Here is a 26,094-nt window from a genome sequence, read left to right on the forward strand (position 1 = left end):
GCGATAAGGTCACAGCAGAACCTTGACGAACCGCATCAGGCGGTGTTCGGCGCGGTTCCCACCAGCAACGATACCAATTCGCTGCAGGCGGTCTCCAATCGGTTGTTCACGATCACACGATCGAAGTCCCGCTGAGCCGCCAACTCGGCGCGCGCGGTGGCCAACCGGCGGCGGATCGCCTCCGGGGTTTCGGTCCCGCGGCCGACCAGCCTGGCCTCCAGATCCTCCCAACTCGGCGGTGCCAGAAACACGGTGAGGGCCTCGGGCATCGCCTTTTTGATGGCGCGCGCGCCGGCCAGGTCGACCTCGATGAGCACCGGGCATCCCGACGCGGCGGCCTCCCGGACCGGCTGGGCCAACGTGCCCGAGCGGTGCAACCCACCGTGGATCTCCGCCCACTCCAGCAGGGCTCCCTGCTCGATCAGCTCTTGAAAGCGGGCCGGGGTCACAAAGTGGTAGTCGACGCCGTCGACCTCCCCCGGCCTGGGCGCCCGGGTCGTGACCGACACGCTAAAGCGCAGGTCGGGGATGCGCTCTCGCAGACACCGCACCAGTGTCGACTTTCCGACCGCGGAGGGGCCGGACAGCACCACCACGCGCCCGGTGCCGCCCCGACAACGCTCACCGTCCGGTTCCCGGTCGTCGCCCACCGCCGCTCCTGATCCTGCCGCCCGACCTCGAAGGCGCCGCGAGCCCCGCTCCACGGGCGCATCGTCGGCGGGTTAGGCGGAGCCGAACTTTTCCAGCAATGCCTTACGCTGACGATCGCCGAGCCCGCGCAGCCGCCGGGTCGGCGCGATCTCAAGCTCGGTCATGATTTCCTGCGCTTTGACCTTGCCCACCTTCGGCAACGCCTCAAGCAGCGCCGACACCTTCATCTTGCCCAAGACCTCGTCGGTCTCGGCGTCCTTGAGCACTTGTTTCAGGCTGGTGCCGCCACGCTTGAGTCGATCCTTGAGCTCGGCTCGCGCTCGACGGGCGGCGGCAGCCTTCTCCAACGCGGCCGTGCGCTGTTCGTCGGTCAACTGGGGAAGGGCCACGATTCCTCCGTCTCCTCGATCTGGGTTTGTCTCAGCCGGTACTCCAGCCGCGCAGACGACCGTACCCACGGTATCCGACGAAATCTAACCCGCCCCCTGGCTGGCAGCCGCAAAGGCCCAGCGTGCCGGGCCCGTCAACGCGTCGTTTTGGTTGCCGGCAGCCAACCGGCCCGCCGCCGCCCCAGCGGTGCCGTCCTGCTGGAATAAACACCGATCATGCTGCCTGCCAACGTTTTTCAGCGGCACTGCCGGCGTCGCGATCACCGGCGGTGCACCCGCACCGATGGCACCCGGGCACACCGCGAACCCGACCGCCGCCGGTGACGCGCCTCACGGCGTGTCGGGCGTGTCGCCCGCCACCCCCCGCGCCGCCCGACGTCAGTCCTGCGGTCCGGCGTCGGTGCTCAGCAGCGAGGATGTGACGGCGTCCCGCAGCCGCTCGGCCGCCGCCCGCAGCCGCGTCACGTCGGGTCCGGCCCGCAACACCGCGCGCGCCACCGCGGGCAGCAGCTGGCCGGGTGCCGCCCCGCCCAGGCCGGCGAGCGCTTCCACCCGCCCGCCCTGCGCCCCGATCCCGGGCACCAGCACCGGTCCGCCCAGGGCGCTGACGTCCGGCACCCCGCCGGGGTCGCGGGCCAGGGTCGCGCCGACGACCACCCCGACGTAGCCCGGCTCGGGCCCGGCCTCCCGGTTGACGGCGGCCGCCTGGTCGACGATCCACTGCGCCACCGTGCGGCCGTCGACAGCGGCGCGCTGCACCCCCGCCGCCTCCGGATTAGACGTGGCCGCCAGCACGAACACCCCGCGCCCGTGGGCCGCAGCGGTCTGCAACAGCGGCCGTAGCGAGCCGAACCCCAGATACGGCGACGCGGTGACGGCGTCGGCGGCCAGCGGCGAGTCACCCGCCCAGGCGGCCGCGTAGGCCGCCATCGTCGAGCCGATGTCGCCGCGTTTGGCATCGGCCAGCACCAGCACGCCGGCGTCGCGCAGCGCGGCGATGGTGCGCTCCAGCACCGCGTAGCCCGCGGCACCGTAAGCCTCGAAGAACGCCACCTGCGGCTTGACGACCGCAAAACCGGAGTAGGCCTGCACGCAGATGTCGCAAAACGCCGCCAGACCGGCGGGGGTGGCCGGCAGCCGCCACGCCCGCAGCAATTGCGGGTGCGGGTCGATGCCCAGACACAGCGGCCCCCGGCGTGTCATCGCGTCGGCCAGCCGGGCTCCGAACCCGGGCACCGCTACGGACCGCCGGCGCTCAGTGCGCGGTGCAGCTCCTGCAGCGAGCGCACCCCGATGTCGCCGCGGATGCCGGCCTCGATGCCCTGCACCGCGGCCGAGGCGCCCTGCACCGTCGTCACGCAGGGAATGTTCATCGCCACCGCGGCCGAGCGGATCTCATAGCCGTCGATACGCGGACCGGAGTTGCCGTAGGGGGTGTTGATCACCATGTCGACCTCGCCCGCCTTGATGGCGTCGACGGCCGAGACCGCGGGCCGGCCCGGCTGCCACGGCTCGAAATGCTTGCGCACCTCGTCGCAAGGAATTCCGTTGCGCCGCAGCATTTCCGCGGTTCCCTCGGTCGCCAGAACGCGAAATCCCAGGTCGGCCAGCCGCTTGACCGGAAAAACCAGGGACCGTTTGTCCCGGTTGGCCACCGATACGAACACGGTGCCCCGCAGCGGTAACGACCCGTACGCGGCGGTTTGGCTTTTGGCGAAGGCGCTGCCGAAGTCACGGTCGATTCCCATGACTTCACCGGTCGATTTCATCTCCGGGCCCAGCAACGAGTCAACACCGGACCCGTCGGCGGCGCGGAACCGGTGAAACGGCAACACGGCTTCCTTGACGGCGATCGGGGCGTCGGGCGCGGCGCTGGCACCGTCCCCGGATGCCGCCAGCATGCCCTCGTTGCGGAGCTGGGAGATGCTGGCCCCCAGCATGATCCGTGCGCATGCTTTGGCCAGCGGGACCGCCGTGGCTTTGGAGACGAACGGCACCGTGCGGCTGGCACGCGGATTGGCTTCCAGCACGTAGAGCACGTCGTCTTTCAACGCGAACTGGACATTGAGCAGCCCCACCACGCCGATGCCGTGCGCAATGGCCTCGGTCGCGCGGCGCACCTTGTCGATGTCGCCGCGGCCCAACGTCACCGGTGGCAACGCGCACGCCGAATCGCCGGAATGGATCCCGGCCTCCTCGATGTGCTCCATGATCCCGCCGATATAGACCTCGGTGCCGTCGCACAGCGCATCCACATCGATCTCGATCGCGTCCTCGAGGAAGCGGTCGACCAGCACCGGGTGTTCGGGGGAGAGTTCGGTGGCGCGGGTGATATAGCCCTGCAGCGTCTGGTCGTCGTAGACGATCTCCATACCCCGGCCGCCCAGCACATACGACGGGCGCACCAGCACCGGATAGCCGATCTCGGCGGCGACCCGGCGGGCCTGCGCAAACGTGGTCGCGGTGCCGTGGCGCGGGGCCGGCAACCCGGCTGCGGCGAGCACATCGCCGAACGCGCCGCGGTCCTCGGCCAGGTCGATGGCCTTCGGCGGGGTGCCCACGATCGGCACTCCGGCGTCGGCGAGCCGCTGGGCCAGCCCAAGCGGGGTCTGCCCGCCCAGTTGCACGATGACCCCGGCCACACCCGGACCCCCCACCGCCGACCGGCACTCGGCGTGAAACACCTCCAGCACGTCCTCGAAGGTCAGCGGCTCGAAATACAGCCGATCGGCGGTGTCGTAGTCGGTGGAGACGGTCTCCGGGTTGCAGTTGATCATCACGGTTTCAAAACCGGCCTGGCTCAACGTCATTGCGGCGTGCACACAGCTGTAGTCGAATTCGATGCCCTGCCCGATGCGGTTGGGCCCGGACCCCAGGATCAGCACCTTGGGCTTGTCGGTCTGCGGGGCCACCTCGGATTCGGCGGCGGGATCCAGCTCATAGCTGCTGTAGTGGTAGGGAGTTGTGGCCTCGAATTCGGCCGCGCAGGTGTCCACCGTCTTGTACACCGGGTGGATTCCCAGCCGCTGCCGCAGCGAGCGCACCCCGGCTTCACCGGCCAGCTCCGGTCGCAGCGCGGCGATCTGGCGATCCGAGAGCCCACTGTGCTTGCACCGCAGCAGCAGATCACCGTCGAGCACCGGGGCGGCCACCACTTCGGCCCGCAGCGAAACCAGTTCGGCGATCTGCGCGACGAACCACGGATCGATTCCGGACACGGCCGCGACCTGTTCCACCGATGCGCCCAGCCGCAGCGCGTATTCGATGTCATAGAGCCGATTTTCGGTCGCAGTGCCGATCCTGCCCAGGATCTCCTGCAGGCCAGCCTGGGGATCGGGCGCCGTCCAGAACCCGCAGCGGGCGGTCTCCAGGGACCGCATCACCTTGCCGAGCGCCTCGATAAAGTTGCGGCCCAAAGACATTGCCTCGCCCACCGATTTCATCGTGGTGGTCAGCGTGGGGTCGGCCCCCGGGAATTTCTCGAAAGCGAACCGCGGCGCCTTGACCACGACGTAGTCCAGGGTCGGCTCGAAACAGGCCGGGGTTTGCCCGGTGATGTCGTTGAGGATCTCGTCGAGGGTGTAGCCGATGGCCAGCTTGGCGGCGATCTTGGCGATCGGAAAGCCGGTGGCCTTGGACGCCAGCGCGCTGGAGCGCGACACCCGCGGGTTCATTTCCACGACGATCAACCGGCCGTCACGCGGGTTGACCGCGAACTGGATGTTGCACCCACCGGTATCCACGCCGACCTCGCGCAAGATGGCGATGGCCAAATCACGCATCCGCTGGTATTCCCGGTCGGTCAGGGTCATCGCCGGCGCCACCGTGATCGAGTCACCGGTGTGCACGCCCATCGGGTCGACGTTCTCGATCGAGCACACCACGACCACGTTGTCGTGCGCGTCGCGCATCAATTCGAGCTCGAATTCCTTCCAGCCGTAAATCGACTCCTCGATCAGCACGTTGGCGGTCGGCGACGCCGCCAGCCCGGCCCCGGCCATCCGCTCCACCTCGGCGGCGCTGTGTGCCATCCCCGACCCCAGGCCGCCCATGGTGAACGAGGGCCGCACCACCACCGGCAAACCCAGGTCGGCAACGGTTTCGCGGACCTCCTCCAGGGTGAAACAGACACGGCTGCGCGCCGATTCACCGCCCACCTTGGCGACGATGTCTTTGAACCGCTGGCGGTCCTCGCCGCGCTGGATGGCCTCGAAGTCCGCTCCGATGAGCTCGACTCCGTAGCGCTCCAGCACCCCGTTTTCGTAGAGCGCCACCGCGGTGTTGAGCGCGGTCTGCCCGCCCAGGGTTGCCAGCAGCGCATCGATGTTGTTGCCTCGCTCGGCTTGTTGCGCGATGACCCGCTCGACGAACGCCGGGGTGATGGGTTCGATGTAGGTGTTGTCGGCGAACTCCGGGTCGGTCATGATGGTCGCCGGGTTGGAGTTGACCAGGCTCACCTGCAGCCCTTCCGCTTTCAGCACCCGGCAGGCCTGGGTGCCGGAGTAGTCGAATTCGCAGGCTTGCCCGATGACGATCGGCCCGGAGCCGATCACCAGGACGTGGCGCAGGTCGGTGCGACGCGGCATTATCGCCCCTGCGCTGCCATCAGGTCGGCGAACTGGTCGAACAGATACTCCGCGTCGTGCGGGCCGGCCGCCGCCTCCGGGTGGTATTGCACCGAAAACGCTTTACCACTCACGAGTTTGACACCCTCGACGACCCCGTCGTTGGCGCAGGTGTGGCTGACGACGGCCGGTCCGAACGGGGTGTCGAAACGCTGACCCGCCTCCCCCTCCAGCGCGAAGCCGTGGTTTTGCGCGGTGATGGCGACCCGCCCGGTGGCGTGGTCGATGACCGGGATGTTGATCCCGCGGTGGCCGAACACCATCTTGTACGTCGACAAGCCCAGCGCCCGCCCCAGGATTTGGTTACCGAAACAGATGCCGAACAACGGGATTCCGGCGTCCAGCACCGCGCGGGTCAGCGCCACCAGGTGATCGGCGGTGGCCGGGTCACCGGGACCGTTGGACAAAAACACCCCGTCGGGGCCGAGTTCGCTGATCTGCTCGAACGTCGCCGACGACGGCAGCACGTGGCTGCGGATACCACGACGGGCGAAGTTGCGGGGGGTGTTGGCCTTGATCCCGAGGTCCACCGCGGCCACGGTAAACCGGGGCGGGCCTTGGGGTTCGACGACGTAGCCGGCCGCGGTGCTGACCTGGCCGGCAAGGTCGGCGCCGAGCATCGGCGGCTGGGCCCGCACCCGCGCGATCAGCTCGGCCGGCTCGGCGAGCGCCGCGCCGGAAAACACCCCTGCCCGCATCGAACCGCGGTTACGCAGGTGCCGCACCACGGTGCGGGTGTCGACGCCGGCCGCCCCCACGATCCGCTGGCGCACCAGCTCTTCTTCCAGCGTGCCGGCCGCCCGCCAGCTCGAGGCCCGCGGCGAGGGGTCGCGCACCACGTAGCCCGCCACCCAGATCCGCTCGCCGCGGCTCTCGGAATCCTCGCCGTTCCAGCCGGTGTTGCCGATCTGCGGGGCGGTGGCCACCACGATCTGGCGGTGATAGCTGGGATCGGTCAGGGTCTCCTGATAGCCGGACATGGCGGTGCAAAACACCGCCTCGCCGAGCGTCTGGCCCACCGCGCCGAACGACCTCCCGGCGAAGATGCGGCCATCCTCGAGCACCAGCAGGGCGCGCTCGCTCATCAGCCGGCCTCCGGCAGCCAGCGGGCGTAGTCGCCGGTGTCATCGCCGCGAAACCCGGTGTCGATCTCGACGCCCGACGGCAACCGCCACCTGATCGCCAGGATGCCGTTGCGGGCACCGACCTTTCCGGTCAGGGCGCGTTCGGTGCGAATGGCCGTGATCGACTCCTGGGGAATCCAGATCGGGCGCCCGCCGCTGCGCTGCACCATGATGCCCTCGGGGTAGCGGGTCAGCACCGCCTTGGTGCGGTAACCCAGATCGCCGACGGCGACCCGGTCATGCCCGTCGGGCGCCAGCGTGCACCCCACATACACCCCGCGAGTGGGCGCGACGATCGGCTCACCGACCGTGTCGGGCACGGCGGGCAGCGTGCCGACCAGCGCGGCCTGGCGCTGCGACCGATCCCGCCAGCCGCGCATCATCAGCCGGATCACCACGGCGATCACCACCACCAGCGCCGCGGCGAACACCAGCGACCCGACCAGGACGGCGGAGCTCATGCCGGGCACTTCCCGTCGCGGGCGGTGATCTTGCCGCGCAGCAGGGTCGCGGTCACGGTCGCCGGCAGCGTCATCGACTCGTAGGGGGTGTTGGCCGAGCGGCTGGCCAGACCGGCCCCGGTGACCGTCCAGGTGGCGTCGGGATCGACCACGGTGAGGTTGGCCGGCTCACCGACCTCCAACGGGCGGCCGTGATCGGGCAGCCCGGCGATGCGCGCGGGATTCTCGCTCATCACCCGTGCGACGTCACGCCAGCTCAGCAAGCCGGGCACCACCATCGTCGCCGCCACCACCGACAGCGCGGTCTGCAGGCCCAGCATCCCGGGAAGCGCCGCGGAAAATTCGACCCGCTTTTCGTGCTCGGCGTGCGGGGCGTGATCGGTGGCCACACAGTCGATAACACCCTCAACCAGCGCTTGCCGCAACGCGGCGGCGTCGGCCGCCTCCCGCAGCGGCGGGTTGACCCGGTTCACCCCGTCATAGGTCGCCAGTCGCCGGTCGTCGAGCAGCAGGTGATGCGGCGTCACCTCTGCTGTGATCGCAATGCCTTGCGCTTTAGCCCATTTGAGGATTTCGACGGTGCCGGCGGTGGAGGCGTGACAGATGTGCACCCGGGCGCCGGCGTCGCGGGCCAGCAGAGCGTCGCGGGCGACGATCGCCTCCTCGGCCGCCCGCGGCCAGCCCGCCAGCCCCAGCCGGGCGGCGTGGGGCCCCTCGTGCGCGACCGCGCCGACGGTCAGTCTGGGCTCCTCGGCGTGCTGGGCGATCAGCACGCCCAGGCCGGTGGCGTATTCCAGGGCGCGGCGCATCACCAGCGGATCGGCCACACAGTTGCCGTCGTCGGAGAACATCCGCACCTGCGCCGCCCCGGCGGCCATCATGCCCATCTCGGTGAGCTCGGCTCCGGCCAGCCCCACGGTGACCGCCCCGACCGGGTGCACGTCAACCAGCCCGACCTGCTGGCCGCGGTGCCAGACGTAGTCGGTGACCACCGGGCTGTCGGCCACCGGGGTGGTGTTGGGCATCGCAAACACCGCCGTGTATCCGCCGAGAGCCGCGGCCGCCGAGCCGGTCTCGATGTCCTCGGCGTATTCGCGGCCGGGCTCGCGCAGGTGGGTGTGCAGGTCGACCAGCCCGGGCAGCAGCACCTGGCCGGTGGCCTCGATGACGTCCAGGCCTTGTCCCAGGCCTTGTCGCAGGCCTCCGGACTCCGGGAGCCGCGCGCCGATGCGTGCGATCTGGCCGTCGTCGACCAGCACGTCGACGCGCTCGCCTTCCCCGTACAAACGCACCCCGCGGAGCAGCACGCTCACGCCGCGCCCTCTTTTCCGGCTTTTCCGGCCGACCCGGTGCCGACCAGCAGATGGAACAGCACCGCCATCCGCACCTGTACGCCGTTGGAAACCTGTTGCAGCACAGCCGATTGCGACGAGTCGGCCACCGAGGACGCGATCTCCATGCCGCGCAGCATCGGGCCGGGATGCAGCACCACGGCATGCCCGGGAAGCAGCGCCTGGCGCCGATCAGACAACCCGTAGAGCACCGAGTACTCCCGCACCGACGGGAAGAACCCGCCGTGCATGCGCTCGGCCTGCACCCGCAGCATCAGCACCGCGTCGGCGGCGGGCAGCTCGGCGTCCAGGTCGTGGGAGACGGTGACCGGCCAGTCGGCCACCCCGACCGGCAGCAGCGTCGGCGGGGCCACCAGCACCACCTCGGCGCCCAGGGTGTCCAGCAGCATGACGTCGGAGCGGGCCACCCGGCTGTGCAGGATGTCACCGACGATCACCACCCGGCGGCCCTCGATGCCGCCGAGGCGCTGGCGGATGGTCAGCGCGTCCAGCAGCGCCTGGGTGGGGTGCTCGTGGGTGCCGTCGCCGGCATTGATCACACACGGGCCCCCGTCGGCGGTGGCGGTCCACTCGGCCAGCAGCTGCGCGGCGCCGGACGCCGGGTGGCGGATGATCAGCGCGTCGGCGCCGGCCGCACGCAGCGTCAGCGCGGTGTCGCGCAGCGACTCGCCCTTGCCCACCGAGGATCCGGCCACGCTGAGGTTGATCACGTCGGCGCTCATCCACTTGCCGGCCACCTCGAAGGACACCCGGGTGCGGGTGGAGTTCTCGTAGAACATCGTGACCACGGTGCGCCCGCGCAGCGTCGGCAGCTTGCGCACCTCGCGGCCGACCAGCGCCTGCGCGAACCGGTCGGCGTCGTCGAGGATGGCGGTGGCGTCGTCGCGGGTCAGGTCGCCGGCCGCCAGCAGATGCCTGGGGGTCACCGGGAAATCACCACCCCGTCCCGCCCGTCGTGTTCGCGCAGCAGCACGTGCACGCTCTCGCTGCGCGAGGTGGGCACGTTCTTGCCCACGTAATCGGCGCGCAGCGGCAGTTCGCGGTGGCCGCGGTCGACCAGCACCGCCAGTTGCACGGCCCGCGGCCGGCCCAGGTCGCGCAGCGCGTCCAGCGCGGAACGCACCGACCGCCCGGAGTAGAGCACGTCGTCGACGAGGATCACCAGCGCATCGTCGATGCCGCCGGGCGGGATCGAGGTGGTTTCCAGCGGGCGCGGCGGCTTGATCATCAGGTCGTCGCGGTACAGCGTGATGTCCAGCGCCCCATGGGCCACCTCGACGCCGCAGAACTCGCCGATGTGGGCTGCCAGCCGCCGGGCCAGCGTCACGCCGCGGGTCGGGATGCCCAACAGCACCACCCGTGGGGCGTCGGGCGCATCCAGGGCGGTCTTCTCGATGATCTGGTGCGCCATGCGGGCGATGGTGCGGCTCACGTCGGCCGCGGACATCAGCTCCCGGCCGGCGGCGGCATGGCCCGCGGCACCCATGAAGGACTCCTTCTCCGCCTCGCCGGACGGATCGTTAAAGGACGTCAGCTGCCAGGCAGCCTAGCACCGCCCCGGCGACGACGCGGGACGCGCAGCGGCCAGCTGAGGCAGCGGGCCAGGTTAGGCTGGCGAGCGTGACACGTTCTGAGTCCGGCGGCTTTCCCCGCATCGATTTCGAGGCCCTCTACCGCGGCGAAAGCCCCGGCGAGGGCATTCCGGCGATGCCGACGCCCCCGTGGGACACCAAGGCGCCCAAGGAGAGCGTCGTCGGCTGGCAGGAGCAGGGCCTGGTCCACGGTGACGTACTCGACATCGGCTGCGGGTTTGGCGACAACGCCATCTACCTGGCGCAGCGCGGTTTCAACGTCACCGGGCTCGACATCTCCCCGACCGCGCTGGTCACCGCCGAACGCCGGGCCAGGGATGCCGGGGTGAGCGTCAGGTTCGCGGTGGCCGACGCGACCAAACTGGACGGCTACACCGCAGCATTCGACACCGTCGTCGATAGCGGCATGTTTCACACCCTTGACGACGACGGGAAACGCCGCTACGCCGCCGCGGTGCACCGCGCCACCCGCGACGGCGCGACCCTGCTGATGAGCTGTTTTTGCGACGCCAACCCACCGGACGACCAGTGGCCGCGCCCAGTGGTGAGCGAGCGAACGCTGCGTGCCGTTCTCGGGGAAGCGGGCTGGGATATCGTCTCCCTGCAACCCGCGACGGTGCGCCGCGAACAGGACGGCGGTGCGGTCGAGATGGCGTTCTGGCTAGTCCGGGCCCAACGGCGCCCGGTGGCCCGGTCCGGGACCTGACCCGCCCCCGTTTCCCATACCCTGCACAGCTATGGAGCTGCTCGTCGCCGCCAATCCCGATAGCGGATCACGGCTGGCCTACCTGATCCGGGTGCCCGTGGGTGCGGGCCTGGTGTTCGCGACGTCGGGAACCTGGCCCCGCGCCAAGGCCCTGTATTGCCATCCGCTGCCCGCCGACGCCTGGCCCGCCGAACCCGAGCTCGTCGAGCACGTCGAGCTGCGCGCCTGCCGGCGCCGCGGGGCCGCCGTGGACATCGTGGCCAACAGGTTCCGGGAAAACCGCTCACAGCTGGTGTACACCACCGCCCGCGGGCGTGACGTCGTCTTCTGGCAGAGCCCGCGCACCAGCAAGCAATCCCGGCCCGGTGTGCGCACACCGACGGCCCGCGCCGCCGGCATCGCCGAGCTTCCGGTCGTCGTCGACGCCCGGGAACGCTACGGCTACAGTTTCGCCGGCAAACCCGTGGTGACCACCCGTCAAGCGTTGCCGTGCGGGGATTACGGGCTGATGGCCGACGGGCGACTCATCGCAGTCGTTGAACGAAAATCGTTATCGGACTTGGTGTCCAGCCTGCTGAGCGGCAAACTGAAATACCAGCTGACCGACCTTGCCGCCGTGCCGCGTGCGGCTGTCGTGGTGGAAGACCGGTTCTCCGAAATCTTCACGCTGGCCGTCGCCCGCCCGGCCGTGGTCGCCGACGGGCTCGCCGAAGTGCAGATCGCCTTTCCCACCGTGCCCATCGTGTTCTGCCAAACCCGCAAACTCGCCCAGGAGTACACCTACCGCTACCTGGCCGCCGCACACGACTGGCTCACCGACAACGACGATGCCGCAACGGTTTTCGAGTCGCCCTCGGTGGCGCCGCCCCCGGTGGAGCCGCCCTCGGTGGAGCCGCCCTCCGGTGCCGCCGAGGCGAGCGTAAGCGAGATCCGCGCGTGGGCCCGCGGCGTGGGGTTGCCGGTGCCGGCCCGCGGCCGGATTTCCCGCGACATCCTTCAGGCCTGGCACGACGCACATCACCGGTGAGCTGACCGGGTTGCACCCGGGCCGCACCCCGTCGGCCTCGTCGGCGAGCGCGGCGCGGCTACCCGGCGATGGCCGACACCCGGGCATGCCCATTCGCGCCGGCCGCGCCAGTCGCGTGCCGGGCCGCGGTCATCCGTTTCAGCGCGGCCTCGGTGAACACCGACAACCCCAGATCGGGGTGGTAGCCGTGGATTTCCTTCACGTCGAGCTCGGCCAAAAAGTAGAGGATCTCCTTGGAGATCACCTGACCGGGCACCAGTACCGGAAAGCCCGGCGGGTAGGGGACGACGAATGTGGTGGACACCAAGGTTTTTCCGTCCGCCAGGCGGCGCCCGGCCTCGCCAAGCAGCACGTGCTCACGCCCGGTCTCGTCGTAGCCGGCATAGAAGGCCGACCGCATGTCACCGAACGCGTGGGCGCCGTCGGGCCGGAACGCCTCGTCGAACTCACTGAAATCGGGCAGCGCCGGCAGATCCTCGGTGATCTCGGCGACCCGGCGTTGCTGCCGGGCGCGATCGGCCCTGCCGGCGACGCTGCGGGCGCGCTCGAGGTCGGCGGCCACCCGCCGCAGCACGTCGAGCAGGTAGTGCACACTCGACCAGGTCACGCCGATGGTGAAGATCAACAGCACGCTGTTGATCGAGGTCTTGTTGATCTGGATGCCGAATCGGTCCATCAAGATCTGCTCGCGGAACTCGTATCCGGTCATCCCGGTTTTGCCGACGAACAGGGTGACCCGCGTCGGGTCGAGCACGAACTGATCGGAGCGCCAGGCTTCGTTCCACTCCGCCAAAGCACCGTGCCTGACCTGGCGGTACGAGCTTACCGCAGCGGACCGGAACTCATCGGGCACCAAGTCGGACTCGTCAAGGATGCGCAGCCAGGTGCTGATCAGCCGGTCTTTGCGGACCCGATGGCGAAAGACCAGCGCCATGTTGTAGACGTTCCGGACCATCCGAAACCCCTCGATGTCGACTTGGCGGCGCGCCAGGTCTAACGACGCGAGCAGCTGCTGGTTCGGCGAGGTCGAGGTGTGGGTCAAAAACGCCTCATGAAACGCGTCCCGGTTGAGGGCTGTGAAGTCCTGGTCGCGCACATGGATCATCGACGACTGCCGAAGCGCCGACAGCGACTTGTGGGTGGAATGCGTCGCATACACCCGCACCCGGGCCCGAGCCGGGTCGGGAAGCAACCGGTGCTCACACCATGTGCCGCGATCCACCCCCTGCATCGCGGCGCACCAGCCGCGGTACTCCTCGGCGTACCGCGGTGATGACAGCATCGATTCGAGTTGCCCGGCGGCCACCATCGCGGTGCGCTGCCGGGCCCAGGGCACCGCGGTGGCGAACGCATACCACGCCTCGTCCCACAGGAAACAGATGTCCGGTTTGATCGCCAGCACCTCTTCCATGACCCGCCGGGGGTGGTAGACGATCCCGTCGAAGGTGCAGTTGGTGAGCAGCAGCATGCGCACCCGGTCCAGTTGTCCGGCCGCCTCCAGGTCCAGCAGCGCCTTTTTGATGGTGTAGAGGGACACCGCCCCATAGATCGCGTACGGCCGCAACGGGTAGGCGTCTAAATACAGCGGGTAGGCCCCGGCCAGCACCAGGCCGTAGTGATGCGACTTGTGGCAATTGCGGTCGATGAGCACGATGTCGCCGGGCCGGGTCAAAGCCTGCACGACGATCTTGTTGGCGGTCGAGGTTCCGTTGGTGACGAAGTATGTTTCATTGGCACCCCAGGTCTTGGCGGCCTTGTCCATTGCCTCCCTGATGGAGCCGTGGGGATCCAGCAGCGAATCCAGCCCGCCGGAGGTGGACGACGTCTCGGCCATGAAGATGTTGCGACCGTAGAACTCGCCCATGTCCAGCAGCGACTTGGAGTTGAAGATGCTCGCACCGCGAGCGACGGGAAGAGCGTGGAATTGGCCGATCGGCGCCGCCGCGTACGCCCGCAGGGCATCGAAAAACGGTGTGGCGAAACGGTTGCGGATGCCGGCCAGCACGGTGCAGTACAGATCGGTGACGTCGTTGAGGCGGTAGAAGGTGCGGTGGTAGACGTCCGGCTGCTCCTCGGTCTCCGCGGCGATCGACTCGTCGGTGAGCAGGTACAGGTCGATGTGCGGACGCAGCTCTCGGATCCATTCCCCGCATTCCACCCAGTCATGGGCGCGGTCGGCGGTGGTCGCGTCGTGGTTAGGGCCCAGCAGCGCGGTCATCAACGGAACCCGGTCGCGGGACCGCAGCGGCAGGTCGTGGCGGATGATTGCGGCGGCGATCTCGCCGTTCAGCGCGACCGCGGTGATGGCGTCTTCGACACTGGACACGACGAGGAACTCGACCTGCACCTCGTCGGAGGGGCGACGAAGCTCGCGCAGGCTTTCGACCAGGCTGTCGGGGGCCCCGGGCGGGGTGTCATCGGCGAGCAGCACGGTGTAAAACTGCTGGTGTTTAGCCTTGGCCACCAGCTCCTGATCGGCCAGCGGCGCGGACGTGTCGAACAGCGCCGCGCGGTCGCCGTACTCGGACAGCAGGCGCACGGCCAGCGACACCTCGTCGGCGAGGCGCACCACCGCACCGTCGGCGAGATACCCGCGAAACGCCGACAGATTCGCCGCGCCGGGATACAGCCAGTAGCGCTCGTAGGCACCCAGACGATCGAGCAGCCGCTTCACCCGGGCCGCGTCATGGGTGTCGTCCAGGCCGGCCCGCTTGACCTCGGCGAGCTGACGGCATGCGTCGTCGAGCAGATTCCAGGTGTCGGTTCGCGAGTACGACGGGTTCGCGACCGCCGCCAACGCGGAGACGCGAAGACGTCTGAGACGCCGGTCGTCTCGGGACATGTCATCAGTGTGTCCCACCGGTCACCGGTGCGCGGCCGTTTCACCGAGGTGGATCCCGCCCGGGATGGCCGAATGTGGGCAGCCAAGCCCGCCGACCGCCGCGCCCACCCCGGCCCGACGGGTAAACCGGCTCAGCCCGGCTAGGCCGGCGTCACGGCTTGTCCCAGTGGCCGGGCGGGGGGACGAACGGCAGCTGGGCCACCTGGCCGGGAGGCAGCGGCGAGATCCGGCCGGGGGCCAGGACCTCGCCCCGACCGGGCTCGCCGGGCCCGGGGATGTCCGGCCCCGGCCCGGGCTCGTGCGGCCCCGGCTGGCACGGCAACGGATTCGCCCGTGCCTGGGCCGCTTCGACTCCCCAACCCGCGGATACCAGCGCCGCGCCTGCCGCCGCGATCGCCGTGGCCCTCTTCAGATTCATGGTGAACCCCCGGGGTAATAACGTTCGCTACCCCACTGTAGGCCCCACTGTAGGCCGACCCGGACGGCGGCGCCGCTATTCGGCCGGGTCCCATCGGCTCGTTGAACACGCTCACCGGCCGGCTGCATTGCTCCCCGCTAAAGCACCTGCACCACCCCGCCGGGCGCAAAATCGGCCACCGCCGCATCGAATGTGACCAACTGGCCACCATAGCGCACAGCCAACGCGATGAGGTGGTGGTCGGTGACGAGACGGTGAGTCGACACGGTGTCGCGATCGCCGCCCGGACCCACCACCAACGGGACGTCGTCGGGCCAGAACGCATGGCCCGGAAGAGCTCGCAACGCTTCTAGCTGCGCGATCGCGAGCGCTGGGGTGGTAGACGCGCGCATTACCCTGCGATTGCTGGAAATACGGACGAACCCCACCTCGGTGATCGGCGTGGTGGCCCAGCCATGCGACGAGAACCGGGTGAACCACCGCCGGGCCGTCGGGTGATGAACGTGGCTGGGCCAGCTCAACGCGATTAGCACATTGACGTCAAGCAGCGCCGTCACGGGTCTTCCTCAAGGCCCCGGGCCACATCCTCATTGGTCACGGTCGGTGCGTCCGGCGGGACGTCAAACACCGGCAGCCCGTCGACCGTGACGATCCCAACGGGCCGTAGCGATCGTCGTGCCAGCTCGGAGATCACCGCGCCAACCGACCGGCCCTCGGAGCGAGCGATGGCTTTCGCTTCTCGCAAGATATCGTCATCAATTTGCAAAGTAGTGCGCATAGCATCAGCCTAGATTTTCATGCGCAAAGTGGCCGACGGCTCAGGCGCCTCGGCGATCGCCGCGGTGCCGGTCGGTTCACGAGCGGGTGCCGTCTTTGTGGTGCACCGCCTCCCGGACCGCCCGGGAGGCCGCCCGAATCTGCGGTGTCACCAGCATCACCTGGCCCAACACCCCGTTGACAAAGCCGGGCGATTCCTCCGTGGACAGCTCCTTGGCCAATCGCACCGCCTCGTCGACGGCGACCGGCTCGGGAACGTCGTCGGCGTACAGCAGCTCCCACACCGCCACCCGCAAGATCGCCCGATCCACCGCGGGGAGCCGTTCCAGCGTCCAGCCCTGCAGATGCGTGACGATCAGGTCATCGATGTGGGCGGCGTGCTCGGTGACCCCCCGGGCCACCGCGGCCGTGTAGGGATGCAGCGGCGGCACCTCCGGGGTGGCCTTCGCCAGCGCGGCCCGCGCGTCGGCCGCCTCGGCCGGGGTCACGCCGCGGGCCTCGGCCTCGAACAGCAGGTCGATGGCCCGTTTGCGGGCCTGGTGGCGGCCCTTGACCGGCTTGCGGCCAGACATCTCACGCGCGGCCGAGGTAGCTGCCGTCGCGGGTATCCACCTTGACCTTGTCGCCGGTGTTGATGAACAGCGGCACGTTGATCTGCGCCCCGGTCTGCAAGGTGGCGGGCTTGGTGCCGGCGCTGGAGCGGTCGCCTTGCAAACCCGGCTCGGTGTGTGTCACCTGCAGCTCCACGCTCGTCGGCAGCTCGAGGTACAGCGGCGTGCCGTTATGGAAGGCCACCTGCACCGGCATGCCCTCCAGCAGGAACCGGGCGGCATCGCCGACCAGGGACTCCGGCAGCGCGTGCTGCTCATAGTCCTGGGCGTCCATGAACACGAAGTCCGAGCCGTCGCGGTAGAGGTAGGTGGTGTCCCGCCGGTCCACGGTGGCGGTTTCCACCTTGACCCCGGCGTTGAATGTCTTGTCCACGACCTTCCCGGACAGCACGTTTTTCAGTTTGGTGCGCACAAACGCCGGGCCCTTGCCCGGTTTGACGTGCTGGAACTCGACGATTGTCCACAGCTGGCCGTCGATCACCAGCACCAGCCCGTTCTTGAAGTCGGCAGTGGTCGCCACGGTCGATGAATCTCCTACACGATGGTCAGTTCCCGGGGGAACCGGGTCAGTAATTCCGGCGCGTGCCCGGAGGTGGCCGACGTCCGCCCGGCCACGACCAGGGTGTCCTCGATGCGGACACCGCCGCGGTCGGGCAAATAGACACCGGGCTCCACGGTCACTACGGAGCCCGCCTGCAGTGTACCGGTTGCGGTCGCGTTGATGCTGGGTGCTTCGTGGATCTGCAATCCCACCCCGTGCCCGAGGCCGTGACCGAACTGGTCGCCATAACCGGCGTCGGCAATCACCTGGCGCGCTGCCGCATCGACATCGCACAGCTTGGCCCCGGCCCGCAGCGCCTCCCGCCCGGCCCGCTGTGCGGTGGCGACCAGCTGATAGATCTCCCGTTGCCAGTCGGCCGCTCGCTCCAGCACGAAGGTACGGGTCATATCGGAGTGGTATCCACCCACCAGGGCGCCGAAGTCGATCTTGACGAAATCGCCCACCGCCAACTCGGCCTTGGTGGGCCGGTGATGCGGGATCGCCGAGTTCGCCCCGGTGGCCACGATCGTCTCGAATGACACCCCGTCGGCGCCGTGGTCGAACATCAGGGCCTCCAGTTCCCGGGCGACCTCACGTTCGGTTCGCCCGGGCCGCAGTCCCCCGTGCGCCAGCAGGTCGGTCAGCGCGGCGTCCGCCGCCTCGCACGCCAGCCGCAATAACGCCACTTCGCCGGCGTCTTTGACCTCACGCAGCGCCTCGACCGTCCCCGGGGCCCGGACCAACTCCAGGGGCCGCCCGGATTTGCCCGCCTCCGCCGACAGCGCCTCGAATCCGTCCACGGTGATCACGTGGCTTTCGAACCCCAGCCGCCGCACCCCGTCGGCGGCCGCCAGACCGGCCAGATAGCGTGCACCGGCCCGTTCGATGGCCACCTTGAGGTCGGGCGCCTGGCGCGCGGCCTGGGTGCGATAACGCCCATCGGTGGCCAGCACCGCGGTCCGCTCGTCGGCGTAAACCAGCAGCGCGCCGGCCGACCCGGTGAAACCCGACAGGTACCGCACGTTGACCAGGTCGGTGACCAGCATCGCGTCTAGCCCCGCGGCGACGATCCGCGTCCTGAGGTTGTCTCGGCGCTGGGAATGTGTCACAACCGACGACGCTACTCGCTACGCTGTTGCTCCATGACTAACTGGATGCTGCGTGGCCTGGTGTTCGCCGCTGGGATGGTCGTTCTCCGCTTGATTCAGGGCGCCCTGATCAACGCGTTGCCGACGCACGCCACCTGGATCAGCGTGGTGCTGCTGATCCTCTTCGTGATCGGGCCCGCCGGGTGGGGGGTGATCGACGGCCGTGCCGACGCCCGGGCGAACCCGAATCCGGATAACCGCGCGGATCTGGCGATGTCCTGGCTGCTGGCCGGCCTGGTGGCCGGGGTCCTCGACGGCGCGGTGACATGGCTGATCGCCCTGGCCTACAAGGGGCTTTACGTCGGGGGGCTGATCAACGAGTTGACGACGTTCGCCGCGTTCACCGCGCTGCTGGTGTTCTTGCCGGCAATGGCCGGTGTCGCCGGCGGTCGCTGGGAGGTCGACCGCCGGCGGGAGAGGATGCCGGTGGGCCATGGCCTGGCGGCCGGCCAGGACCGCACCGACACCGATGTGTTCGCCGCGGTGCGCGCCGAGCAGACCCCGACCGGCGAGGCCGGCGCGGCAGAACCCGGTGAACGCCCGACGGCGGTGACCACCGTCGAGCGTGAGGAGCGTGCGGACACCGTTCCGCAGGTTCCCCCGGCCTACCTCGAGGAGCCCACGCAGGTGACACCGGCGCAGGCCGGCGAGGAGCCGACGGCACCGGCCCCGCCGCCGGAGGACGATCAGCGGTAGCCGCCGGCCAGGTAGCGCAGGGCGAGCAGGTAGCCCGGCACCCCCAGCCCGGCGATCACCCCGGTCGCCACCGGGCTGATATAGGAGTGGTGCCGAAACTCTTCGCGGGCATACACATTGGAGATGTGCACCTCAATTAAGGGGGCGCGCAGCTCGGCGCAGGCGTCGCGCAGCGCCACCGACGTGTGGGTCAGGCCCCCGGCGTTGAGAATCACCGGATCGCCCGCATCGGCCGCCCGATGGATCCACTCCAGCAGCTGTGCTTCGCTGTCGCTTTGCCGCACAACCACTTTCAAGCCGAGTTCGGCGGCCTCGCGATCGATCAGCGCGACCAGGTCGTCGTGGGTGGCCTGGCCGTAGACCTCGGGTTCGCGGCGGCCGAGGCGACCCAGGTTCGGCCCGTTGATAACGTTCACGGTTTTGACGTGCTCCCCGGTCCCCGCGAGGGTGCCGCCCTCCTCGTTGGCGCCCATCAGGATGCGACCCGCGTGTAAGCGGCCGCCAGCAGTGACGGGTCCGGCCCCTCGAGCCTGCCCGGCCTGGCCAGCCCGTCGAGGACCACGAACCGCAGCACTCCCGACCGGGTCTTCTTGTCGGCGGCCATGTAGTCCAGCAGTTGCGGGAGCGCGCCGGCGTCATAGCCGACCGGCAGGCCCACCGAAGCCAGGATGCTGCGGTGCCGGTCGGCGGTGGCGTCGTCGAGCCGCCCGGCCAGCCGAGCCAGTTCGGCGGCGAACACCAAGCCCACCGACACCGCGGCGCCGTGACGCCACCGGTAGTGCTCCCGGCGTTCGATCGCGTGGCCCAAAGTGTGCCCGTAGTTGAGGATTTCGCGCAGTTGAGACTCCTTCTCGTCGGCGCCGACGACCCCGGCCTTGACAATGACCGCGCGCCGGATCAGCTCCGCCAGCACGCCGCCGGCCGGGTCCAGCGCGGCCTGCGGGTCGGCCTCGATGAGGTCCAGGATCACCGGATCGGCGATGAAGCCCGCCTTCACCACCTCAGCCATCCCGGACACGATTTCCTCGCGCGGCAACGTATCCAGCATCGCCAGATCGGCCAGCACGGCCAGCGGCTGGTGAAACGCCCCGACCAGGTTCTTCCCGGCCGCGGTGTTGATGCCGGTCTTGCCGCCGACGGCGGCGTCGACCATGGCCAACAGCGTGGTGGGCACGTGCACGATCGCCACGCCGCGCAGCCAGGTCGCCGCCGCGAAGCCCGCGACGTCGGTGGCGGCACCGCCACCGAGGCTGACCAGGGCGTCTTTGCGGCCAACCCCGATGCGGCCCAGCAGATCCCAGACAAACCCGACCACCGCCAAATCCTTGCCGGCCTCGGCGTCGGGGATTTCGATACGGTGCGCGTCAACGCCCTTGTCGGCCAACTGGCTTCGGATCATCTCCGCGGTCTGCGCCAGCACCGGTTGATGCAGGATCGCGACCCGATGCCGGTCGCTGAGCAGGCGGACCAGCTCGTCGAGCAATCCGGTGCCGATCACCACCGGGTAGGGCGGGTCGACGGCCACCTGCACGCTGACCCGCTCGGTGTCGCTCATGTGCCGGCCTCGGCGCGGCGGGCGGCACCCGGAGCGGCCGGGGTGGGCGCCGACGCCGGCTGTGCGGCGTGCGACCGGCCGGATCGCCGACGGCGCCGCGGCGGCGTCCGGTCCTGTTGCAGCCGCGCCACGATATGGCGCACCACCGCACCGGGGTTGCGGTGATTGGCGTCCACCCGCAATGTCGCGACTTGCCGGTACAGCGGGGCGCGCTGCTGCATCAGGGCGCGGAACCTCTCGGCCCGATCCGGCCCCGCCAGCAGCGGCCGCGCCGCGTTGCCGCCGGTGCGGCGCACCCCTTCCTCGGCGCTGATCTCGAGCAGCACCACGGTGTGGCCGGCCAGCGCGGCCCGCACCCCGGGGCTGGTGACCGCGCCGCCGCCGAGCGCCAGCACGCCGTCATGCCCGGCCAGCGCGGCCCGCACCACCTCCTCCTCGATGCGGCGGAACTCCTCTTCCCCGTCGGCGGCGAAGATGTCGGCGATGCGCCGGCCGGTCCGCTGTTCGACCGCGGTGTCGGTGTCCAGCAAGCTCACCCCGAGCTCCCGGGCCAGCCGCCGCCCGATCGTGGACTTGCCCGAGCCGGGCAGGCCCACCAGTACCACCTTGGGTGCCACGGGTCCGCTATCCCCGGACAGCCCGGGCGCGGACCTCGCCGGCCGCCGGTTCGCGCCCGGCCAGCGAGCGCAGGTACGCCTCGGCGTTGCGGCGGGTTTCGGCCAGCGAATCGCCGCCGAACTTCTCCAGCACCGCGCGGGCCAATACCAGCGCCACCATGGTTTCGACCACCACAGCGGCGGCGGGCACCGCGCACACGTCGGAGCGCTGGTTGATGGCAACGGCCTCGTCGCCGGTCGCCAGGTCCACGGTCGCCAGCGCCCGCGGCACCGTGGAGATCGGTTTCATGGCCGCCCGCACCCGCACCGGCTGGCCGTTGGTCATGCCGCCCTCCAGGCCGCCGGCCCGGTTGGTGGAGCGCGCGACGCCGCCGGGGCCGGGGTACATCTCGTCGTGCGCGTGGCTGCCGCGGCGGCGCGCGGTCGCGAAACCGTCGCCGATCTCCACCCCCTTGATCGCCTGGATGCCCATGACCGCGGCGGCCAGCTGGCCGTCGAGGCGGTTCTCGCCGCTGGTGAACGATCCCAGGCCGACCGGGACGCCGTGCGCGACGGCCTCGACCACCCCGCCGAGGGTGTCGCCGTCCTTCTTGGCGGCTTCGATCTCGGCGATCATGGACTGCTCGGCGGTTTTGTCGAAGGCGCGCACCGGGCTGGCGTCGATGGCGGGGAGATCCCCGGGCTGCGGCGGCGGGCCGTCGTAGGGGACCGACGCGCCGATGGAGATCACGTGGGAGAGCACCTCGACTCCCAGCGCCTGCCGCAAAAACAGCCGCGCGACGGTCCCGGCGGCGACCCGGGCCGCGGTCTCGCGGGCGCTGGCCCGTTCCAGCACCGGGCGGGCGTCCTCGAACCCGTACTTGAGCATGCCCGCGTAGTCGGCGTGGCCCGGCCGCGGGCGGGTCAGCGGCGCGTTACGGGCCAGGCCGGCCAGGGCGTCGGGGTCGACGGGGTCGGCGGCCATCACGGTTTCCCACTTCGGCCATTCGGTGTTGGCGATTTCGATGGCGATCGGCCCGCCCAGGGTGCGGCCGTGGCGCACCCCGGCCAGCAGCGTGACCTGGTCGCGCTCGAATGTCATCCGGGCACCGCGGCCGTAGCCCAGCCGGCGCCGGGCCAGCTGGGTTGCGATGTCGTCACTGGTCACGGCCACCCCGGCGACCATGCCCTCCAGCACGGCCACCAGCGCGCGGCCGTGGGATTCACCGGCGGTGATCCAGCGCAACACGTGTCCCATCTTCCCACGTCTTCCCGCGTCCAGGTTGGCGGCCGGCGCATGGGGGCGGTAACCGCCGACCCGCCCGCAGCGTGATGGTCCACACCGCGTTCGGTTCGAGCTGTCGGCACGACCGCCACGCCCTGCGAATCGCCTCGGGCTCCTCGCCTCGCTGACTATGACCCACCAGCCGACAAAATGGATGTCGACGGTATAGCCCGAATTCTGATCGGCACACCCAACCTTCTCGCCCCCCTACAGGTTCAACATGAACTTGAACATGTCGGTCGTTAGTACCACTGCAGAGGGAAGGTCGCTGGGCTGCCTAACTGTTCTGTGACCACCCTGAACGTCGGAGTGAGAGGTCAGGCAGCAACGCGGCTGAACCATTCCCGGCATGCCAGTAAGAACCGTTACACCTCCCGCATGGCCGATATTCTTCAGTCTTCGGGTCAACACCGAGGAATTGGCGGGCTGACGTCGCTGGCACATACGGGCTGCCAAAGTCCACGCCACCCGCCCTCGGTGCAGGAGCCCGCACCCTGGCCCCCGATGCGCGCCTCGGCCAGGGTGACCGGCGCGGTGGCGGGGGTGACCGCCGGCCTGCACGCCCGGATTGCTGCGACCCAGGGCCACACAGGTCTACCCTCACTGCTGCCTTTGCCACAACGGAGCCCAGGCGGTTTCGCCTGGGAGACCTCGCTGGCATCGATGTAGCGAGCGTGAGGGGTTTCCTCGCCGCAATGGAGCCCAGGCGGTTTCGCCTGGGAGACAAGTTGGAGTTGCGCGACGCGGGCTCCAGCTTCGTAGCCGCAATGGAGCCCAGGCGGTTTCGCCTGGGAGACTTACAAGCGATGCTTCGTGGTGAAATCCCTGTGCGCGCCGCAATGGAGCCCAGGCGGTTTCGCCTGGGAGACTTGTCTTCCGTGGGAATATTCTTGTTGTCTTCCGTGGGCCGCAATGGAGACCAGGCGGTTTCGCCTGGGAGACACCCTAGATCCCCTTATCCGTACCCTCACACCGTCAGGGCCGCGATGGAGCCCAGGCGGTTTCGCCTGGGAGACGGCTCTCCCCTTTGCCCTGGAGGTGGTGCACGGGCAGGCCGCAATGGAGCCCAGGCGGTTTCGCCTGGGAGACCTCAACGATGGGTGCGTCGCACACCCACCAGTCGTTCCAGCCGCAATGGAGCCCAGGCGGTTTCGCCTGGGAGACCCTCATCAGTGGGCGCCCAACAACCACCGGTTTCCTTGCCGCAATGGAGCCCAGGCGGTTTCGCCTGGGAGACACAATCGTGGGAAATGTCATTGGCCGCGGTAGCTGGTGCCGCAATGGAGCCCAGGCGGTTTCGCCTGGGAGACCGCGCCGTTGTGAGCGAGATGCTGGCCAGAACAGTGGCCGCAATGGAGCCCAGGCGGTTTCGCCTGGGAGACCCCTGTGCGAAACCCGGGGCGCCGAACCGCCGTTCCAGCCGCAATGGAGCCCAGGCGGTTTCGCCTGGGAGACGGGAAGAGGTCGAAATGAAGACAGTGAAGGTCGACTTGTCGCAATGGAGCCCAGGCGGTTTCGCCTGGGAGACACGATGAGGGTCTTCTCCATGCCCATACCAATCACCAGCAGCAATGGAGCCCGGGCGGTTTCGCCTGGGAGACCCTCGCCGCCAACGCCGATGACACCGCCACTGACATCGCCGCAATGGAGCCCAGGCGGTTTCGCCTGGGAGACGTGATCAACGCGATCTGGCCGTCGTAGAGCGGCCCGCCGCAATGGAGCCCAGGCGGTTTCGCCTGGGAGACAAGGGTGGGGAGGTGCGGAAGAAAAATTGTGGTTCGCCGCAATGGAGCCCAGGCGGTTTCGCCTGGGAGACTTGGGTCCGGGGTGGGCTAGCCCGGATTTTGCAGTAGTTGTGGGTGACACGGCGTGTAGATAACGGAAAGCCCTTCTGTTGCAAGGGAAACTGTAGTTGCTAACCGTAACAGTTCCAACAGCAGAAGGGCACTTCCGAGGTGAAGACTACAGCTGGCCGTCCGGGTCTGGTGGTAACTACAGGCGGACGGGGTGTCGTGGCGCACGCGGGCACGCGATTGTTGTGCGAGCTGGCCGACGGGCTGGGACTGACTGAGGGGTTGTCAGCGGCGATGGCACCGACGAAGAAGCGCCGCCGCGGCCATGACCGGGGCCGGGTGCTGACCGACCTGGCGGTGGCGATCGGCGACGGCGCGACGGCGATCAGCGACCTGCGGGTGCTGGCTGATCAGCCCGACCTGTTCGGTCAGGTGGCTTCGGTGGCCACGGCATGGCGAACCTTGGAGGCCGTCGACACCGACGCGCTGGCCCGCATCCAAACCGCCCGCGCCGCCGCGCGTGCCGCGGCCTGGGCAACCGGGGCCGATCCGGGCTGGTATGTCATCGATATCGACGGGGTACTCATCGAGGCCGATTCCGACAAGCACTATGCGGCGCCGACCTATAAGCGCGGGTTCGGGTTTTATCCGCTGTTGGCGGTCCTAGAGACGCCACTGGGGAGGCGCTGGCCGGGCTGCTACGGCCGGGCAATGCGGGTTCGGGTACTGCCGGCGACCACCTCAGCGTGTTGGAGGCGGCGCTGGCGCAGCTGCCGGTGGACCCCGCGCACCAGCAGGTGATCTGTCGCACCGACGCCGGGGGCACCAGCCACGAGCTGGCCGCGGCGTGCCGCAGCCGGGGTGTGCGGTTCATCGGTGGGGTCCCGATGCCCGCGGCCCGTGCCGAGGTGATCCTCGCCCTGCCGCGATCACGCTGGCAGTCAACGATCTCCGCCGATGCCAGCGAGGTTCGCGACACCGGTGAGGTGGCCGAGATCACCGACCTGGTCTCGTTGTCGGGCTGGCCGCCCGGCACCCGGATGCTGGTGCGCCGCGAACAACCCCACCCGGGCGCGCAACTGCGCTTCACCGACCTCGACGGTTACCGCTACCAGCTGTTTGTCACCGACCTGCCCGATGCAGACCTGGCCTACCTGGAGGCGCTCTACCGTGGCCGTGGCCGCATGGAATGCGCCATCCGCGACCTGAAGGACACCGGGCTGGCCAACCTGCCCTCCCATGACTTCGCCATCACCAACGCGTGGCTGATGGTGGTGCTCATCGCCGCCGACTTGCTCGCCTGGACCAAAACGCTCTGCCTGGATGGTGCGCTGGCCAGTGCCGAGCCCAAACGGCTGCGCTACACCCTGCTGCACACCGCCGGGGTGCTGGTGCGCTCGGCGCGGCGCACCACACTGCGGCTGGGCGCCAACTGGCCCTGGGCCATCGACCTGCTCACCGCGTTCACCCGACTACCCGGATGGGTCGCAGTCCCCGGCTAAACAAACCCACACCACCCACAGGGGCCCCTCGGCGACACCCCCGAGGTAGTTGAACGCTGTTTCCGCTCAGCGATGCTGATACAGCACGCCGTGAATCGACCCACCCACAACCCGTCGAGGGTTAATCGGCTCAACCACATTGCAGCACGCGAGCTTGACCGACCTCCACCGCACTCGACCCGAGCGGCAATGCCCACCTAATCACCTCTCTCCAGGCCCTACCGCAAAATCCGGGCTAGGTGACATTGGAGGCGCGTTCCGTGGCATCGTGCGTCAGCGACAGCCTGGGTGGCGTTCGAGGTATTCCACGACTGCCTGACGGATCAGTTCTGACTCTGAGCGGGATTCCCCGGCCTTCACCCGGTGTTCGATCTCGACACGCAGAGAAGTGGGGAGCCGGACA

General features: G+C 69.3%; 26 protein-coding genes and 1 CRISPR repeat array. Of the genes, 5 read left to right on the plus strand and 21 right to left on the minus strand.

The window, feature by feature from the left end; translation table 11 throughout:
* Positions 1-35 precede the first annotated feature (35 nt).
* The 9 genes from gmk to pyrR all read right to left on the minus strand — a co-directional run bounded on the left by gmk (position 36) and on the right by pyrR (position 10,088).
* Complete coding sequence (gene gmk, locus QJR12_RS12735; protein WP_300582758.1) at positions 36-650, minus strand: guanylate kinase; 615 nt, start codon at positions 648-650, stop codon at positions 36-38.
* Between the two features lie 72 nt (positions 651-722).
* Complete coding sequence (gene mihF, locus QJR12_RS12740) at positions 723-1,040, minus strand: integration host factor, actinobacterial type (RefSeq protein WP_300582761.1); 318 nt, start codon at positions 1,038-1,040, stop codon at positions 723-725.
* 378 nt (positions 1,041-1,418) lie between these two features.
* Entirely contained in the window at positions 1,419-2,276 is an 858-nt protein-coding gene (gene pyrF, locus QJR12_RS12745; protein ID WP_300582763.1) for an orotidine-5'-phosphate decarboxylase, read from the minus strand.
* A gap of 2 nt (positions 2,277-2,278) precedes the next feature.
* On the minus strand, positions 2,279-5,626 hold the full coding sequence (gene carB / locus QJR12_RS12750; RefSeq protein WP_300582766.1) for a carbamoyl-phosphate synthase large subunit: 3,348 nt from the start codon (positions 5,624-5,626) through the stop codon (positions 2,279-2,281).
* A complete protein-coding gene (gene carA, locus QJR12_RS12755) occupies positions 5,626-6,750 on the minus strand; it encodes a glutamine-hydrolyzing carbamoyl-phosphate synthase small subunit (protein WP_300582769.1) in 1,125 nt (374 codons plus the stop codon). Before carA ends, carB begins: the two co-directional genes overlap by 1 nt.
* Positions 6,750-7,250, minus strand: coding sequence for a transporter (locus QJR12_RS12760; protein WP_300582771.1), 501 nt, complete (start codon positions 7,248-7,250; stop codon positions 6,750-6,752). The genes carA and QJR12_RS12760 overlap by 1 nt, the downstream gene beginning before the upstream one ends.
* On the minus strand, positions 7,247-8,563 hold the full coding sequence (locus QJR12_RS12765; RefSeq protein WP_300582774.1) for a dihydroorotase: 1,317 nt from the start codon (positions 8,561-8,563) through the stop codon (positions 7,247-7,249). The genes QJR12_RS12760 and QJR12_RS12765 overlap by 4 nt, the downstream gene beginning before the upstream one ends.
* Positions 8,560-9,528 carry an aspartate carbamoyltransferase catalytic subunit gene (locus QJR12_RS12770; protein WP_300582777.1) on the minus strand — a complete coding sequence of 323 codons (969 nt, stop codon included), beginning with the start codon at positions 9,526-9,528 and terminating at the stop codon, positions 8,560-8,562. Before QJR12_RS12770 ends, QJR12_RS12765 begins: the two co-directional genes overlap by 4 nt.
* A complete protein-coding gene (gene pyrR / locus QJR12_RS12775; RefSeq protein ID WP_300582779.1) occupies positions 9,525-10,088 on the minus strand; it encodes a bifunctional pyr operon transcriptional regulator/uracil phosphoribosyltransferase PyrR in 564 nt (187 codons plus the stop codon). The genes QJR12_RS12770 and pyrR overlap by 4 nt, the downstream gene beginning before the upstream one ends.
* Before the next feature lie 221 nt (positions 10,089-10,309).
* Between pyrR and QJR12_RS12780 the strand changes: the two genes are divergently transcribed.
* Complete coding sequence (locus QJR12_RS12780) at positions 10,310-10,900, plus strand: class I SAM-dependent methyltransferase (RefSeq protein ID WP_300582821.1); 591 nt, start codon at positions 10,310-10,312, stop codon at positions 10,898-10,900.
* A gap of 31 nt (positions 10,901-10,931) precedes the next feature.
* Positions 10,932-11,927 (plus strand): ERCC4 domain-containing protein, encoded by a 996-nt coding sequence (locus QJR12_RS12785; protein WP_300582782.1) that lies wholly within the window; start codon positions 10,932-10,934, stop codon positions 11,925-11,927.
* 58 nt (positions 11,928-11,985) lie between these two features.
* On the opposite strand, the gene QJR12_RS12790 is transcribed toward QJR12_RS12785, so the two are convergent.
* From QJR12_RS12790 to QJR12_RS12820, 7 genes are all read right to left on the minus strand, one after another.
* Positions 11,986-14,769 (minus strand): aminotransferase class I/II-fold pyridoxal phosphate-dependent enzyme, encoded by a 2,784-nt coding sequence (locus QJR12_RS12790; protein ID WP_366526309.1) that lies wholly within the window; start codon positions 14,767-14,769, stop codon positions 11,986-11,988.
* A 151-nt stretch (positions 14,770-14,920) separates the two neighbouring features.
* A complete protein-coding gene (locus QJR12_RS12795; RefSeq protein WP_300582785.1) occupies positions 14,921-15,187 on the minus strand; it encodes a hypothetical protein in 267 nt (88 codons plus the stop codon).
* A 137-nt stretch (positions 15,188-15,324) separates the two neighbouring features.
* Positions 15,325-15,744: a type II toxin-antitoxin system VapC family toxin gene (locus QJR12_RS12800; RefSeq protein WP_300582788.1), complete on the minus strand. Its 420-nt coding sequence runs from the start codon at positions 15,742-15,744 to the stop codon at positions 15,325-15,327.
* Entirely contained in the window at positions 15,741-15,965 is a 225-nt protein-coding gene (locus QJR12_RS12805; RefSeq protein ID WP_300582791.1) for an antitoxin, read from the minus strand. Before QJR12_RS12805 ends, QJR12_RS12800 begins: the two co-directional genes overlap by 4 nt.
* A 76-nt stretch (positions 15,966-16,041) precedes the next feature.
* The gene (gene nusB, locus QJR12_RS12810; RefSeq protein WP_300582794.1) at positions 16,042-16,536 is read right to left on the minus strand and encodes a transcription antitermination factor NusB; all 495 of its coding nucleotides are present in this window, start codon (positions 16,534-16,536) and stop codon (positions 16,042-16,044) included.
* A gap of 1 nt (position 16,537) precedes the next feature.
* A complete protein-coding gene (gene efp / locus QJR12_RS12815; RefSeq protein ID WP_300582796.1) occupies positions 16,538-17,095 on the minus strand; it encodes an elongation factor P in 558 nt (185 codons plus the stop codon).
* 14 nt (positions 17,096-17,109) lie between these two features.
* On the minus strand, positions 17,110-18,225 hold the full coding sequence (locus tag QJR12_RS12820; RefSeq protein WP_300582799.1) for a Xaa-Pro peptidase family protein: 1,116 nt from the start codon (positions 18,223-18,225) through the stop codon (positions 17,110-17,112).
* Positions 18,226-18,258: 33 nt separating this feature from the next.
* Between QJR12_RS12820 and QJR12_RS12825 the strand changes: the two genes are divergently transcribed.
* Positions 18,259-18,960 carry a B-4DMT family transporter gene (locus tag QJR12_RS12825; RefSeq protein ID WP_300582801.1) on the plus strand — a complete coding sequence of 234 codons (702 nt, stop codon included), beginning with the start codon at positions 18,259-18,261 and terminating at the stop codon, positions 18,958-18,960.
* Here the strand turns inward: QJR12_RS12825 and aroQ are convergent.
* The 4 genes from aroQ to aroC are packed head-to-tail and all read right to left on the minus strand — an operon-like array spanning position 18,951 to position 22,360.
* A complete protein-coding gene (aroQ, locus tag QJR12_RS12830; RefSeq protein WP_300582803.1) occupies positions 18,951-19,433 on the minus strand; it encodes a type II 3-dehydroquinate dehydratase in 483 nt (160 codons plus the stop codon). The genes QJR12_RS12825 and aroQ overlap by 10 nt on opposite strands.
* Positions 19,433-20,515, minus strand: coding sequence for a 3-dehydroquinate synthase (gene aroB / locus QJR12_RS12835; protein WP_300582806.1), 1,083 nt, complete (start codon positions 20,513-20,515; stop codon positions 19,433-19,435). Before aroB ends, aroQ begins: the two co-directional genes overlap by 1 nt.
* On the minus strand, positions 20,512-21,132 hold the full coding sequence (locus QJR12_RS12840; protein ID WP_300582808.1) for a shikimate kinase: 621 nt from the start codon (positions 21,130-21,132) through the stop codon (positions 20,512-20,514). Before QJR12_RS12840 ends, aroB begins: the two co-directional genes overlap by 4 nt.
* Positions 21,133-21,139: 7 nt before the next feature.
* The gene (gene aroC / locus QJR12_RS12845; RefSeq protein WP_300582824.1) at positions 21,140-22,360 is read right to left on the minus strand and encodes a chorismate synthase; all 1,221 of its coding nucleotides are present in this window, start codon (positions 22,358-22,360) and stop codon (positions 21,140-21,142) included.
* A 650-nt stretch (positions 22,361-23,010) separates the two neighbouring features.
* Positions 23,011-24,212: a CRISPR direct-repeat array (repeat unit 36 nt; unit sequence GCCGCAATGGAGCCCAGGCGGTTTCGCCTGGGAGAC).
* A 139-nt stretch (positions 24,213-24,351) separates the two neighbouring features.
* Here aroC and QJR12_RS12850 point away from each other — a divergent pair.
* Together QJR12_RS12850 and QJR12_RS12855 are read left to right on the plus strand one after the other, a co-directional pair.
* A complete protein-coding gene (locus QJR12_RS12850) occupies positions 24,352-24,990 on the plus strand; it encodes a transposase (RefSeq protein ID WP_300582810.1) in 639 nt (212 codons plus the stop codon).
* On the plus strand, positions 24,885-25,691 hold the full coding sequence (locus QJR12_RS12855) for a transposase (RefSeq protein WP_300582827.1): 807 nt from the start codon (positions 24,885-24,887) through the stop codon (positions 25,689-25,691). The genes QJR12_RS12850 and QJR12_RS12855 overlap by 106 nt, the downstream gene beginning before the upstream one ends.
* A 273-nt stretch (positions 25,692-25,964) precedes the next feature.
* On the opposite strand, the gene QJR12_RS17755 is transcribed toward QJR12_RS12855, so the two are convergent.
* On the minus strand, positions 25,965-26,094 hold a 130-nt coding region (locus QJR12_RS17755), incomplete at its 5' end, for a ribbon-helix-helix protein, CopG family (protein ID WP_366526310.1).

The sequence above is a fragment of the Mycobacterium sp. genome (assembly GCF_029961025.1).
Taxonomy (GTDB): Bacteria; Actinomycetota; Actinomycetes; order Mycobacteriales; family Mycobacteriaceae; genus Mycobacterium.

Bases quoted from the DNA above. Each gene is read 5' to 3' on its own strand.
- QJR12_RS12825 (WP_300582801.1), top strand. From the start codon at position 18,259: ATGACTAACTGGATGCTGCGTGGCCTGGTGTTCGCCGCTGGGATGGTC.
- QJR12_RS12790 (WP_366526309.1), bottom strand. From the start codon at position 14,769: ATGTCCCGAGACGACCGGCGTCTCAGACGTCTTCGCGTCTCCGCGTTG.
- carB (WP_300582766.1), bottom strand. From the start codon at position 5,626: ATGCCGCGTCGCACCGACCTGCGCCACGTCCTGGTGATCGGCTCCGGG.
- aroB (WP_300582806.1), bottom strand. From the start codon at position 20,515: ATGAGCGACACCGAGCGGGTCAGCGTGCAGGTGGCCGTCGACCCGCCC.
- carA (WP_300582769.1), bottom strand. From the start codon at position 6,750: ATGAGCGAGCGCGCCCTGCTGGTGCTCGAGGATGGCCGCATCTTCGCC.
- aroQ (WP_300582803.1), bottom strand. From the start codon at position 19,433: ATGGGCGCCAACGAGGAGGGCGGCACCCTCGCGGGGACCGGGGAGCAC.
- QJR12_RS12805 (WP_300582791.1), bottom strand. From the start codon at position 15,965: ATGCGCACTACTTTGCAAATTGATGACGATATCTTGCGAGAAGCGAAA.
- QJR12_RS12795 (WP_300582785.1), bottom strand. From the start codon at position 15,187: ATGAATCTGAAGAGGGCCACGGCGATCGCGGCGGCAGGCGCGGCGCTG.
- QJR12_RS12780 (WP_300582821.1), top strand. From the start codon at position 10,310: ATGCCGACGCCCCCGTGGGACACCAAGGCGCCCAAGGAGAGCGTCGTC.
- pyrR (WP_300582779.1), bottom strand. From the start codon at position 10,088: ATGGGTGCCGCGGGCCATGCCGCCGCCGGCCGGGAGCTGATGTCCGCG.
- QJR12_RS12785 (WP_300582782.1), top strand. From the start codon at position 10,932: ATGGAGCTGCTCGTCGCCGCCAATCCCGATAGCGGATCACGGCTGGCC.
- QJR12_RS12760 (WP_300582771.1), bottom strand. From the start codon at position 7,250: ATGAGCTCCGCCGTCCTGGTCGGGTCGCTGGTGTTCGCCGCGGCGCTG.
- nusB (WP_300582794.1), bottom strand. From the start codon at position 16,536: ATGTCTGGCCGCAAGCCGGTCAAGGGCCGCCACCAGGCCCGCAAACGG.